This window comes from Martelella mediterranea (assembly GCF_004342225.1).
Classification (GTDB): domain Bacteria; phylum Pseudomonadota; class Alphaproteobacteria; order Rhizobiales; family Rhizobiaceae; genus Martelella; species Martelella mediterranea_B.
Genome location: NZ_SMAR01000014.1, coordinates 1 through 13,555 on the forward strand (window position 1 = coordinate 1; position 13,555 = coordinate 13,555).

A 13,555-nucleotide genomic window follows, 5' to 3' on the forward strand; every position below is an offset into this window, starting at 1 on the left:
TCACCGGACCTGAACCCCATCGAGAAGGCGTTCTCCAAGCTCAAGGCCCTTCTCAGGAAGGCAAAGGCGCGAACCTATGACGACCTGTGGAGAGCTGTAGGCCACGTGTGCGCACTGTTCTCACCACAGGAATGCTGGAACTACTTCAAATCAACAGCATGCGTTGCAGACTAATCGCCCGATGCTCTAGCGGCCCTGAAGGTGCTCAGGTGCCTCAAGGCTGTCGATCTGTCTGAGCTTGGTGAATTTAACAGCCCATAGTGCTGCGACAAACAGCGAGCCGATTCCGCCGAAGACAACGGCCGGAACCGCGCCAATGACCGAGGCCATCGAGCCCGCGCGAAACTCGCCGAGTTCGTTAGAAGCGCCAACAAAAACCATATTGACTGCGTTAACCCGCCCGCGCACCTCATCCGGTGTCCAGAGCGCAATCAGCGTTTCGCGCACATAGACGGAAACCATATCGGCCCCGCCCATGATCACCAGCGCAACGATTGAAAGCCAGACCGTCTGGGATAAACCAAAGACGATGGTCGCCACGCCGAACAAAGCCACCCCCAGAAACATCATGACTCCGGCATGACGGCGGATCGGCAGCGTTGCCAGAAGAACAGCCACAACGATAGCCCCGATGCCCGGAGCAGCACGCAGCAAGCCAAGGCCCCAGGGCCCGAGATCCAGAATATCGCGGGCGAAAATCGGCATAAGCGCGACCGCACCGCCCAGAAGAACCACGAACAGATCCAGCGATATCGCGCCCAGAACCACCTTCTCTGATGCGATAAAACGGAAGCCTGCCAGAATTGTTTCTTTTGTCACTGCCCTGCCCGCACTGCGCTGGGGTGGCTTGCCAATCATCAGGATCAGCACGGCAGCGGCTGCAAAAAGGACAAGAGCCGTCGTATAGGCAACGGACGGCCCGGCACCATAGAGCAGACCGCCGGTTACCGGCCCGACAATTGAGGCAATCTGCCAGGATGAGGAGTTCCAAGCGATTGCATTGGCCAGATCATCCTGTGGTACAAGATTGGGCGCCAGCGACTGTAACGCAGGACCGGCAAAAGCCCGTTCCGTGCCAAATACGATCAACAGGGCGAAGATCGGCCAGGGTGAAAACACCTCGAACATTGTGATCATCAGCAGGCCAGCCGCACAGCCAGTGCTGATCAGGAAGCAGATTGCAGCGATCATGCGCCGGTTATATCTGTCTGCCACCGTTCCGGTCACAAGCGTCAGCAACAGAGAGGGGAGAAACTGAAACAGGCCGATCAGACCGAGGTAAAGCGCACTTCCGGTTTCATCGTAAATTTGCCAGCCGACAGAGACCGACACGATCTGAATCGCGAATGTCGCCAGAAGGCGTGAGAAGAAATAGCGCGTATAAGCAACATGGCGAAAGGCCGCAAAACGCGCGCCGGAAGCAGAAGCCAGCATTGATAAAAAGTCTTTCCGAACGAATTGTAATCAAAAAATCAGCAAGAACCGGTGGCACAATTCGCGCGACGCCGCTTCCTCCCCTTGCCCGTTTAGTTGTCAATGTCTAAATGGTTGTCAAGCAAAACAGGAGACCGCTTAATGTATGCGCTATTCAAGACGATCGATCTCGTGCTCAACCTATACACATGGATCGTAATCGCCAGCGCCATTCTGTCATGGCTTTACGCGTTCAACATCGTCAACCCTTCCAATGGGGTCGTCAACGCTATCGGGCGCGGTCTCTATAGCCTGACCGAACCTGTCTACCGCCCGATCCGCAATATCCTGCCTAATCTGGGTGGCATTGATATTTCGCCGATTGTCGTGCTGATCGCGATTTATTTCATTCGCGCTCTGATGTGGACAACGCTCTGGCCGATGCTCCAGTAAAGCATCAGTCCTCCAGGTCATTTTCCCAGTAAGCGGATTTCACCGCTTTGGACCGGGCGACGCCCGACACCGTCTTGTCGAGCACCGCATGGTCGATTGCCGAGCTGACGAGCGTCGCGCTGATATCGACATCGCCATCCGTGCGCTCATCGATCTCGATATCGCGCACCGGATAGTGCGCAGCGTTCAAGGCTTCGATCAAGCGACGGCGGACCGAAACCAGCGCATCGGTTTCGCAGATAACATGTACCACAAAGACGGCTTCCTCGCGGGATGCATTGAGCGGCGTGCGGTTGATGCGATCCACCAAAGGATGAAGCATCGTATTTGCCGCAAGAACAACCAGGGTAATCAGCAGGGCCTCGGCAACCAGGTCCGAACCCGCGCTGGCGCCTGCGGCGGCGGAGCACCACAAGGTGGCGGCTGTATTCAGACCCCGAACATGCAGGCCTTCCTTCATGATCACGCCTGCGCCCAGAAACCCTATGCCCGAAACGACATAGGATATGACCCTGACAGCCTCAACATCACCTCCGACGCGCATGCCGATATCCACGAAGGCGGCAGCGCCGATGGCAACCAGCGCATTGGTACGCAAGCCGGCGCTACGCTGACGATACTGGCGCTCCGCACCAATGGCCGTACCGCAAATAAAAGCGATGACCAGGCTCAGCGTACTGTCGAGGATCGGAATGAACTGAAGATTATCAAGAAACGCCAAGACCTATTCCTCTGGTTGCGATCAGCCGAAGCGAAAAACTTTCTGCGTCTTATGAACAGGCAAGATGACAACATGATTACCCATTCATCGTGATCGGAATCTCGTCTCATTGTTCCGCTTGCTCTGAACGACCATTAGATTCAAGGAAGGCCACTAACAGTTTTTTTAAAATGCGGTTTCTAATTTGAAATTCGCATTCGAAGTCGCTGCAATAATAAGGCGAACTTGAACTACACAATACCAGACAGCCAGGGCATCAACTGGTCAGAGTTTTCAGATTATGACTGCTTGTGTTTCAGCGCATCACGGATTTCCAGAAGCACATCCAGCTCACTGGGGCCTGCAGAAGCCTTTGGTGCCTCGGCTTCTTCCTTTTTGCGCTCGGCTGCCGCGCGTATACGATTAACGCCCTTGACCAGCAGGAAGACGACAAAAGCAATAATCAGAAAATTGATGATAGCCGTCAGAAACGCTCCATAAGCAAAAATGGCAGCTTCCCCTTCCCGCGCGACATCCAGTCCGACGCCGGGCTCAACCGTGCCACTCATCACGAAATACATATCAGAAAAGTCAATTCCGCCGACCACCAGACCGATGATCGGATCAATAATGTCGGATACAAGCGAACGGACGATGGCGGTAAAGGCCGCACCGACAATGATGCCGACAGCAAGGTCGATCACATTCCCTCTGGCAATGAAGTTCTTGAATTCATTCAGCATAGCTGTTCCCTCACATAAAGATCCGTCAGAAAACTCAGCGCACCGGCGGATCGAAGCAAACAATCGGTTTTCATTCCCTGCGTGCCCGGCAGATTTGTAAGGCCGCACTTTACGATACCGGTTTCCGGGAAGGTTTCAACAAGGCTGACGGCAAACAAAAACGGTGGCCGAAGCCACCGTCGCATTTTGGAACAAAAGATTTGCAGCAGCATCCTTTGTGCATCCGAATGGGTGCACGGCGCTTTAATGGTACGTAGTCTGGAGCAGATCAGACATGCGCAATCGCGAGATTTTTGCCTGTCAGCTTTGCAAGCTGCTGAACGCGGCCTTCCACACGCTCGCCAACAAAATCGGAGTATTTCTCCGGAACGACGAGTTCCAGATCAACATCCTTGTCCTTACCCGGCAAAAAGTCGAGCGCCCCGACAATGCCTGGCATGGAAGCTGAGAAGAGGTAAGCCACACGCAAGAGGCCTCCAAGCAGCTTGGCGCGATCCAGCAATTCTGAGGAAGCAATGGACGCCAGATTATCGGTGTGATGATCGTCGCGCAGCCCTTCAAACCGGTAATAATTGGATAGCGCGATAAACACCCGGCCCGGATGCGATATCCCGACCAGCGATGAATGCGCAATCACGTTCAGCGACTGGCTACCGCGAAAGTCAGGATGCGCGCGCCAGCTGATATCGGCCAGAAGACAGGCCGCCTGACGATAGCGCGCCTCTTCCGGCGTTTCTTCCACACCGAACCGACGGAACATCATGCCGGTCCAGGCGGCAATCTCATTTGCGTGGCGGGGCGAACGCGCCCTGAGAATGGAAAGCTGACGTGCCGCGACAAGGAGCGGGTCCTGCTGCTGATCCTCCACCGGAAGCAGAGAATAAAGAAGCCCTTCACGAACCCCCTGTGCAGAAAACGAAATCGCCTTCGGCTCCATCACGCTCAGCACTTCTCGCAGCGCAATCGCACCGTAGGGCAAAAGCATCCGACGGTTCTTCGAAACCGCCTGCCAGGCTGCGTCTTTCTGATCCTCGTCGTCACAAATCTTGTCGAGGAACTCCATCAGCACGCCGAAGGGAAGCTCATAACCCTGCATCATGGTCAGTGGGTAACCTGTCATCTCCATGTGAAGACGCGCAATGTTACGCCACGTACCGCCGACAGCATAGAACATCCTGCCCTTCCCCTTTTCGAGGAAAGACACCTTTTTCACCTGTTTCTTGGCAAACGACCGGGCCTTGGAAAGTGAGCCTTCTGACAATTCGGAAAGCCGGATGCCTCCCAATGGCAAGGTTATACCGTCGCCATGGGTTTTATCCTTGATATCGATAAGCTCCAGCGAACCACCGCCAAGGTCACCGGCGATGCCATCCGGTTCATAGAAACCGCTGATGATACCGTAAGCGGAATAAAGCGCCTCTTCCTTACCGGTCAGAACGCGGATTTCGGCTGAAAGAATTTCTGTGGCAGCCTCAATAAAGGCCGGGCCATTGGAGGCTTCACGCGCCGCTGCTGTTGCCAGCACGTGCATGGTTCCCGCGCGCGCCTGATCGGAAAGCGCCTTGAAACGCTTCAGTGCCCGAAGAGCCCGCTCCACGCCCTCCTCGTCCATCTTGCCGGTTGCAGCGATACCGCGACCGAGCCCGCAGAGGACTTTTTCGTTAAACAGGACTGTCGGCGCACGCGACAGCCCCTCATATATGACGATCCGAACCGAATTCGACCCGATATCGACCACGGAGACAGGAGAAATACCCGGAAGGCGCCCCTGTACTTCTGATTCGACCATTTAGTCCCGGCTTGCTCAGTTGTGGCCGGACATACGCCCGGCGATCAGTTTGGGCGCACTTGATTTCAAGGCTTCACCGCGGCCGGACAGGCTCGGATTGGTCATGAAATACTCCTGCGCATTGAACGGCTCCTCACCCTCCCGTGGTTCAATCCGCCGGGAGGTACCGTCGGGCAGTATCTCGTAGCTCTGCTGGTTGTCAATGATATTACCAAGCATGATCTGTGAAAGAACCTGCTCATGAACAGTCGGGTTGGTGACCGGAACAACCGTTTCGACGCGGCGGTCGAGATTGCGCGGCATCAGATCCGCTGATCCGAGGTAGACATGCGCATTCTCTGACGGCAGACCATGACCATTTCCGAAGCAGTAGATGCGGCTGTGTTCAAGGAACCGCCCGACAATCGATTTCACACGGATATTATCGGAAAGTCCGGGGACCTGAGGGCGCAGGCAGCAGATACCGCGCACGACAAGATCGATGATGACACCTTCGCTGCTGGCGCGGTAAAGGGCATCGATGATCTGCGGGTCGACGAGCGAGTTCATCTTCATCCAGATTGCACCGGGCAATCCGTTGCGTACATGCTCAATTTCTTCTTCGATATGCTGAAGAATGCGCGGCCGCATCGTTTTCGGCGAAACAGCAAGGTTCATACCCCGCTCAAGCTCGCCATAACCGGTGATGTAGTTGAAGACCTCAGCCACATCATGGCCAATTCTGGGATCGCAGGTGAAATAAGAGAGATCGGTGTAAATCTTTGCCGTGATCGGGTGATAGTTGCCGGTTCCGATGTGGCAATAGGTCCGAAGGTTTCCATCTTCACGACGGACAACCATCGAAAGCTTGGCATGGGTTTTCAGCTCGATAAAACCGAAGACCACCTGCACGCCTGCACGCTCAAGATCGCGCGCCCAGCGGATATTGGCTTCCTCATCGAAGCGGGCTTTCAGCTCCACAAGCGCGGTGACGGACTTACCGGCCTCAGCAGCATCGATCAGCGCACGAACAATCGGGCTGTCATTCGAAGTACGGTAAAGCGTCTGCTTGATGGCCAGAACGTTCGGGTCGCGTGCAGCCTGAATCAGGAACTGAACCACCACATCGAAGGATTCGTATGGATGGTGAACCACGAAGTCTTTTTCGCGGATCGCAGCGAAACTGTCGCCGATATGCTCACGCACACGCTCCGGGAAGCGCGGATTGAAGGGCTTAAACAAGAGGTCCTGCCGCGGCGCCTTGGTGATTTCTGAAAGCGTATTGAGCGCCAGAAGACCCGGCAGCACAGAAACACGATCTTCCGGCACACCGAGCTCACGCATGACAAAGTGGCGCAGCGATGCAGGCATCTCCGAATCGGTCTCGATCCGGATGACCGAACCACGACGACGCTGTTTCAAAGCTGTCTCGAAGTACCGCACGAGGTCTTCTGCTTCTTCTTCCAGCTCGATATCACTGTCGCGAATGATGCGGAATGTTCCCGACCCCTGAACCTCATAGCCCGGATAAAGCCGGTGAATGAACATGCCAATCACATCTTCCATGGTGATATAACGGATGCCGCCGTCCAGATCGGGCAGGCGAACGAAACGGTTGAGTGAGGGCGGCATACGCAAAAGGGCATTCATCGGCGCGCGACCATGGCGGCTGACAAGCTGCAGCCCCATTGAAAAGCCGAGATTGGGGATGAACGGAAACGGATGAGCCGGATCGATGGAAAGCGGTGTTAAAACCGGGAAGATACCCTGTTCAAATTCATGCGTGAGCCAGACACGGTCTTCTTCCGAAAGCGCTGCCGGACGCACGATGACAATGCCTTCATTGGTCAGATACTGCTGTAAAACAGCGAGCGCGGCCTGCTGCTCCATCTGCAGGTTGTCAATCTCACGCAGGATATCCGCCAGCTGTTCAGCCGGTGTTTTTCCGTCAGCCGAAATCATCGTCACACCCTGACGAACCTGTCCTTCCAGACCGGCCACACGCACCATGAAGAATTCATCGAGATTGGCAGCTGAAATGGAAAGGAAGCGAACACGTTCAAGCAGCGGGTGAGCCGGGTTCAGCGTTTCTTCCAGAACGCGGCGATTGAACTGAAGCCAGGAAAACTCCCGGTTGATAAAGCGCTCCGGACTGCTGAGAAGATCCTCTGTCCCGTTCATTTCCTCAATGGCTGGCGTACCAGTCGACAGATTTTCCATGACCTAATGCATCCCTTTTAAAACAACGCTTCATTCATCCCGATCCGGGAATTCCGGAAGCCAAAACCCGCTGAAATCATTGCAACAAAGCCTGCCTTGAAAAGAAAGGCTGCACAACAGAAAATTCTGGCCGGCAAAACCACCGCTGAAGATGATCTGCCCGATGCTGGCCTATCGCAATTTAGCAACGAAACTGTGACATATCGCGCGGGTTGTGCCCCGCAGACTGGGAAACACAACTAATCGTGCTGCTGCAGAACCTCTGCCGCCAGCGCCCGTGTAATTCTCCGGCCCCGCGCAAGCGCTAACTTGTCAATGGCTTCAACAATGCCGCGGGCAGCTTCGAGCGAGCGTTCCATTCGTGTCACGATGTAGCGCACAACCCGGTCATCGACATCCAGCTGCCGGTCGGCAAAAAGCTTGAAAACCAGTTGCTCCAGCAGTTCATCATCCGGCGCGCCGATCTCCACAACAGTGGCTGCAGCGAGACGGGATTTTAAGTCTGCAAGTGAAACGCCCCACTGGCCGGGTAGGCTTCGTGCGGTAATCAGCAATGTCCCGTTATTCTGTCGCACATGGTTGATCAGGTGAAAAAGTGCTGTCTCATCAAATGCTTCATGATCGGCATCTTCAAACAGAAATGCCGTCCCCTGATGTTCAGATGTAGCACCGGAACGCATCGCCGAAGACACATCTCCTGCGCTGCTTAAACTTTTCCAGACACCTGAAATATGACTTTTGCCCGCGCCTGGAGGCCCCACGAGAAGGACCACAGGCGCAAGCCAGTCCGGCCAGCGATCAATCAGCTCCACGGCAGGCGCAACAGATGCCGAAATCAGAAGATCGTCCCGGCTGCTGGCCTGGCCATATCCAAGTTCAAGCGGCAGCTGCATCGCCGCTTTCTGTTTTTCATCAGCCTCAGCTGTCACCGGACATTCCCGCACTTGTTTCCGAAGGTTCGGCGCCATCCCTTTCGCCGTCCCAGTAGAGTTCGCTTTTCAGATAACGATCAATTGCAAAACGCACAAGCACGCCAACAGCTGCGGAAACAGGAACAGCGACCAGAAGGCCGACAAAACCGAAGAGAACACCAAAGGCAAACAAGGCAAACATCAGCCATACGGGATGCAACTGAACACTGGATCCAACCAGCTTCGGCTGCAACACATTACCTTCCAAAAACTGACCGAAGAGATAGATCACCAGAATAAGCGCAATCATCCAGTAATCCGGCCAGAACTGATAAACTGCAACCGCCATCGACAAAATCAGCCCCGAAGTGGAGCCTAGATAGGGAATAAAGCTCACGAACCCGGCATAAAGCCCGATCAGCGCACCGAAATTCAGTCCCGCCAGCGACAATGAAACGGCGTAATAAATCCCGAGAATGATGCAGAGTGAACCTTGCCCGCGCACAAAGCCCGAAATCACCTTGTTGATCTCGTTAGCCAGATAACGCACATCACCAACATGACTGCGTGGAATCCAGCTATCGAGCTTGACGATCATGCGGTCCCAGTCAAGCAGAAGGTAAAACGCGATCACCGGTGCCAGAACGACGAATGAAACGACGTTTACCACCGCCATTGACGAGCTCCAGATACTGCCAAACAACGACGAGGCGATCGATGCGCCGCTTGAGAGCATCTTGCCCACATTCTGACTGAGCTCGGCAATCTGGCCGTTCGCCCAGTCCGTAAGCTTCGAAAGCTGGGTCGTCTGGATATAATGCTCCAGTTCGGCCATATATTTTGGCAGTTGCTCTACCACCTGCGTAGCCTGCGTGACGACCAGAGGAATAAGGATCAGCAACACCGCGATCACGGCGACGATAAAGCCCAGCATAATTGTTATCGTCGCCCAGAGCCGGTTAAAACCAAACTTCTCCAGACGATCGGCAATCGGATCAAGAAAATAGGCAAGAGCCATCCCTGCAACAAAGGGCAGAAGAATGCTGCGAAAAACATATAAAAACAGCGCGACAAACGCTGCAAACAGCAGCCAGAAAATCAACTGTCGCTTCAGACCGGCGCCGGTCACACGTTCTGGCATTTAAATCTCCTGAAACACACGCTTGCCCGCTTGTAGCGGCAATCCCCGCTACCTTGTAGCATAACTTCGCGGGTGTGTATGGGGTAAGACATTCTCACAAGGACAACTGTGGAAAGCGTTGATAAACTGGCTCTTCAATTCCGTAAAATCTCCAGCGCCTCAACCTCAGATTTTTCAGCGGAAAGGTGCGAAGCCGGTCATATAGCTGTCGATATCGCACCAGTGTCGCGCGCCTTCCTCTTGAAACGTGCCCCCCGCCATGCAATGCCGTTTGTTGATATATGGATGAGGAAGCGCCCCATGAGCGAGACCCGCAAGAACGGACTGACCTATAGCGATGCCGGTGTGGATATTGATGCCGGAAACCTGCTGGTCGAAAAAATCAAGCCCGCTGTGAAATCCACCCGCCGTCCCGGCGCAGACAGCGAGATCGGTGGCTTTGGCGGTTTGTTTGACCTGAAAGCTGCAGGATTTTCCGATCCGGTTCTGGTCGCTGCAAATGACGGTGTCGGCACAAAGCTCAAAATCGCGATTGAGGCCGGAAAGCACGACACCGTTGGTATCGATCTGGTTGCCATGTGCGTAAACGACCTGGTGGTTCAGGGCGCTGAGCCGCTCTTCTTCCTCGATTATTTTGCAACTGGCAGCCTCGATCCGGAACAGGGTGCCGACATCGTCGAGGGCATCGCAGAAGGCTGCCGGCAGGCCGGTTGTGCGCTGATCGGCGGTGAGACGGCTGAAATGCCGGGCATGTACGCCAAGGGCGATTATGATCTGGCCGGCTTTGCTGTTGGCGCGGCCGAGCGCGGACAGCTGCTGCCGGACGAAGACCTGGCTGAAGGCGACGTGATCTTTGCGCTGGCATCTTCCGGTGTTCATTCTAATGGTTTTTCGCTGGTTCGCCGTGTGGCTGAGCTCAATGGCATCGGCTGGCAGGCCGCCGCTCCCTTTGCGCCGGGGAAAACCTTTGGCGAGGCGCTTCTCGAGCCGACGAAGATTTACGTCAAACCGCTTCTTGCCGCCATACGCGAACCCGGTTCTGTGAAGGCACTCGCGCATATCACTGGCGGCGGCTTCCCGGAAAACATCCCGCGGGTACTGCCGAAACATCTTTCTGCGGCCATCGACCTTGAAACCCTCATCATTCCGCCGGTCTTTTCCTGGCTGGCGCGTGCGGGCGGTGTTGCACCGGCGGAAATGCTGCGCACGTTCAATTGTGGTGTCGGCATGATCGGCGTTTGCGCCGAAGACAAGCTGGACGATGTGCTGGCCGTACTTCGCCGCGAGGGGGAGACAGCCTATAAGCTCGGGCAGATCGTGCCGCGTGAAGGTGATATGGAAGGCACGGTCTATCGAGGCATGATCAACCTATGACAGGAAAGAAGCGTATCGCCGTTTTTATTTCCGGCAGCGGCTCAAACATGCTGAAACTGGCAGACGCCTGCGAAGCCCCAGCCTTTCCTGCCGAGATCGTTGCGGTCATGTCTGACAAGCCAGAAGCCACCGGCCTGACGAAAGCTGCTGCACGCGGCATTAAAACGCTCAGTTTCCCGCGAAAAGCTTATGAGAGCAAACAAGATCACGAAGCGGCAATGCTGGATGCACTGGCAGAAATTCAGCCGGATTTCATCTGCCTTGCCGGTTTCATGCGGCTTCTGTCCGGCGATTTTATCCGGGCATGGGAAGGCCGGATCATCAACATCCATCCGTCCCTGTTGCCGCTTTTCCCCGGCCTGAACACTCATCAGCGCGCGATCATTGCCGGTATGAAGGTCGCAGGCTGCACCGTCCATTTCGTGACGGAAGGCATGGATGAAGGGCCCGTGATCGGTCAGGCCGTCGTGCCTGTATTGCCGGGCGACGACGCCGATGCACTGGCCACGCGCATTCTCACCGTTGAACATCAGCTTTATCCGGCGGCACTTGAGCGTCTCGCCGCAGGTAACGTATGGATGGAAAACGGGAAAGCTGTCTTTCCCGGTGATGCAACGTCAAAGACAACAGGTTATTTGATTTCTGTCTGAAAGGCGATCAGACGAACATTTCATTGTCTCGCAATTTTAAAAAAAAAGCCCGGTCATAAAACCGGGCTTTTCGTTTGATATCAGATGCGATCCTGATCAGCTATCCAGGAACGAGCGCAGCTTGCGGCTGCGGCTCGGATGCTTCAGCTTGCGAAGCGCCTTGGCCTCGATCTGACGAATACGTTCGCGGGTCACCGAGAACTGCTGACCGACCTCTTCAAGCGTGTGGTCCGTGTTCATGCCGATGCCGAAGCGCATTCTGAGCACACGCTCTTCACGCGGCGTGAGTGAAGCCAGAACGCGGGTGGTCGTTTCGCGCAAGTTCGCCTGAATGGCGGCATCAATGGGAAGAAGCGCGTTTTTATCTTCGATGAAATCACCGAGATGCGAATCTTCTTCGTCACCCACCGGCGTTTCAAGCGAGATCGGCTCCTTGGCGATCTTCAGCACCTTGCGGACCTTCTCAAGCGGCATATTGAGCTTTTCGGAAAGCTCTTCCGGCGTTGGTTCACGCCCGATCTCATGCAGCATCTGGCGCGAAGTACGAACGATCTTGTTGATCGTTTCGATCATATGCACCGGAATACGGATCGTGCGGGCCTGGTCGGCAATCGAACGGGTGATCGCCTGACGGATCCACCAGGTCGCGTAGGTGGAGAACTTATAACCGCGACGATACTCGAACTTATCAACGGCCTTCATCAGGCCGATATTGCCTTCCTGAATGAGATCGAGGAACTGAAGGCCACGATTGGTGTATTTCTTCGCAATCGAGATCACCAGCCGGAGGTTGGCTTCCACCATCTCCTTCTTGGCGATGCGGGCTTCACGTTCGCCCTTCTTGACCATATGCACAATCCGGCGGAATTCAGCGATCGAAATACCGGTCTCTGTCGCAAGGCTTTGAATCTCGCTGCGAAGCGCCTTGATGTCATCGCCATCTTTGCTGGCAAAGTCTTTCCACCCCTTGCCGGAGAGGTTGCCGATTGATTTCATCCAGTTCGGATCAAGCTCAGCACCATGGTAGTGCTCAAGGAAATCATCGCGCTTGACGCCGCGGTGAACAGCCAGACGCAACAACTTGCCTTCGTTTTCGACGAGACGTTTGTTGATGTCATAAAGCTGCTCGACCAGCAGGTCGATACGGTTCTGATTGAGCGAAAGCGACTTAACCGCTTTGATCAGTGTCTCTTTCAGCTCTTTGTAGCGGCGCTCCTGAGCATTGGTCAGCGTGCCGGTTGCCGCCAGGCGGGCTTCCACCTGCTGATCCTGTAGCTTGCGCAGCTTGATATAAGTTTCCGCAATCAGATCAAGCGTTTCCATGACCTGCGGGCGCAGCTCAGCTTCCATTGCGGCAAGAGACAGGTTGGACTCATCTTCGTCCTCCTCGTCCTCGTCCATCTGAACGCCTTCGCCGCCGACATCGGTCACGTCGTCTGAACGTTTCTTGCGCGCCTGTTCCTTTTCCTCGGCCTTTTTGCGATCAGCCTCAATCTTCTCAGGGCTCTGGAACTGCGGCGCAGCCTTGGCCTCAGGACCGGAATAGGTGGTTTCAAGGTCGATGATTTCGCGCAGAAGCGTCGTGCCTTCATTCAGCTCATCACGCCAGATGATCAGCGCCTGAAAGGTCAGCGGGCTTTCGCAAAGTCCGGCAATCATCGTCTCTCGGCCGGATTCGATCCGCTTGGCGATGGCTATTTCGCCTTCGCGCGAAAGAAGCTCGACCGACCCCATCTCACGCAAATACATGCGCACCGGATCATCCGTCCGGTCGGTCGGTTCTTTCTTCTTGGTTTGCGCGACAGCTGTGCCGGTCGTGGTTGCGACCTCGGTGCTGTCACTGCTGCCGTCACCATCGGAATCATCGTCCGAATTGTTATCCTGATCGACTTCGTCTTCGTCCTCGATCACATTGATGCCCATATCGGAGAGCATAGCCATCGTGTCCTCGATCTGCTCGGAGGTAACCTCCGAAGACGGGAGCACGGAATTCAGCTCATCCATGGTGACGTAGCCGCGCTTTTTGGCGGCCTTGATCATCTTCTTGACGGCATCGTCGGAAAGATCCAGAAGAGGGCCGTCGGTTCCGCCTTCGCGTTCGGTTTCGGCTTCTTCGTGTTCTTTGACTTTTGTTGCCATAGATATCGCTTCCCTGACGCTCATTCCGCTTGTTTCAACCAAG

Annotated in this window: 11 protein-coding genes and 1 pseudogene; 4 read left to right on the top strand and 8 right to left on the bottom strand. The window is 55.1% G+C overall.

Going from position 1 to position 13,555, the window contains the following annotated elements:
• Positions 1 to 174: pseudogene (locus EDC90_RS21210) on the top strand (IS630 family transposase); the annotation flags it as partial.
• 12 nt (positions 175 to 186) lie between these two features.
• On the opposite strand, the gene EDC90_RS10510 reads toward EDC90_RS21210, so the two are convergent.
• Positions 187 to 1,434: an MFS transporter gene (locus tag EDC90_RS10510; protein ID WP_132311296.1), complete on the bottom strand. Its 1,248-nt coding sequence runs from the start codon at positions 1,432 to 1,434 to the stop codon at positions 187 to 189.
• Between the two features lie 141 nt (positions 1,435 to 1,575).
• Here EDC90_RS10510 and EDC90_RS10515 point away from each other — a divergent pair, with 141 nt between their 5' ends.
• Positions 1,576 to 1,866: a YggT family protein gene (locus tag EDC90_RS10515; RefSeq protein ID WP_132311298.1), complete on the top strand. Its 291-nt coding sequence runs from the start codon at positions 1,576 to 1,578 to the stop codon at positions 1,864 to 1,866.
• Positions 1,867 to 1,870: 4 nt separating this feature from the next.
• Here the strand turns inward: EDC90_RS10515 and EDC90_RS10520 are convergent, their stop codons facing one another.
• The 6 genes from EDC90_RS10520 to EDC90_RS10545 all read right to left on the bottom strand — a co-directional run bounded on the left by EDC90_RS10520 (position 1,871) and on the right by EDC90_RS10545 (position 9,349).
• Entirely contained in the window at positions 1,871 to 2,587 is a 717-nt protein-coding gene (locus tag EDC90_RS10520) for an MgtC/SapB family protein (protein WP_132311300.1), read from the bottom strand.
• A gap of 278 nt (positions 2,588 to 2,865) precedes the next feature.
• Positions 2,866 to 3,309 (bottom strand): large conductance mechanosensitive channel protein MscL, encoded by a 444-nt coding sequence (gene mscL / locus EDC90_RS10525; protein ID WP_132311302.1) that lies wholly within the window; start codon positions 3,307 to 3,309, stop codon positions 2,866 to 2,868.
• Positions 3,310 to 3,577: 268 nt separating this feature from the next.
• Positions 3,578 to 5,098: an exopolyphosphatase gene (gene ppx, locus EDC90_RS10530; RefSeq protein ID WP_132311304.1), complete on the bottom strand. Its 1,521-nt coding sequence runs from the start codon at positions 5,096 to 5,098 to the stop codon at positions 3,578 to 3,580.
• A gap of 15 nt (positions 5,099 to 5,113) precedes the next feature.
• Positions 5,114 to 7,297, bottom strand: coding sequence for an RNA degradosome polyphosphate kinase (locus EDC90_RS10535; protein WP_132311306.1), 2,184 nt, complete (start codon positions 7,295 to 7,297; stop codon positions 5,114 to 5,116).
• Between the two features lie 239 nt (positions 7,298 to 7,536).
• Positions 7,537 to 8,226 (bottom strand): DnaA regulatory inactivator HdaA, encoded by a 690-nt coding sequence (gene hdaA / locus EDC90_RS10540; protein WP_281015407.1) that lies wholly within the window; start codon positions 8,224 to 8,226, stop codon positions 7,537 to 7,539.
• Entirely contained in the window at positions 8,216 to 9,349 is a 1,134-nt protein-coding gene (locus tag EDC90_RS10545; protein ID WP_132311310.1) for an AI-2E family transporter, read from the bottom strand. Before EDC90_RS10545 ends, hdaA begins: the two co-directional genes overlap by 11 nt.
• Before the next feature lie 300 nt (positions 9,350 to 9,649).
• Between EDC90_RS10545 and purM the strand changes: the two genes are divergently transcribed.
• Together purM and purN are read left to right on the top strand one after the other, a co-directional pair.
• Positions 9,650 to 10,723, top strand: a complete 1,074-nt coding sequence (gene purM, locus EDC90_RS10550) for a phosphoribosylformylglycinamidine cyclo-ligase (RefSeq protein ID WP_132311312.1) — start codon at positions 9,650 to 9,652, stop codon at positions 10,721 to 10,723.
• Entirely contained in the window at positions 10,720 to 11,373 is a 654-nt protein-coding gene (gene purN, locus EDC90_RS10555) for a phosphoribosylglycinamide formyltransferase (protein ID WP_132311314.1), read from the top strand. The genes purM and purN overlap by 4 nt, the downstream gene beginning before the upstream one ends.
• A 96-nt stretch (positions 11,374 to 11,469) precedes the next feature.
• Here purN and rpoD read toward each other — a convergent pair whose 3' ends face one another.
• Positions 11,470 to 13,512 (bottom strand): RNA polymerase sigma factor RpoD, encoded by a 2,043-nt coding sequence (gene rpoD, locus EDC90_RS10560; RefSeq protein ID WP_132311316.1) that lies wholly within the window; start codon positions 13,510 to 13,512, stop codon positions 11,470 to 11,472.
• Positions 13,513 to 13,555: the final 43 nt, after the last annotated feature.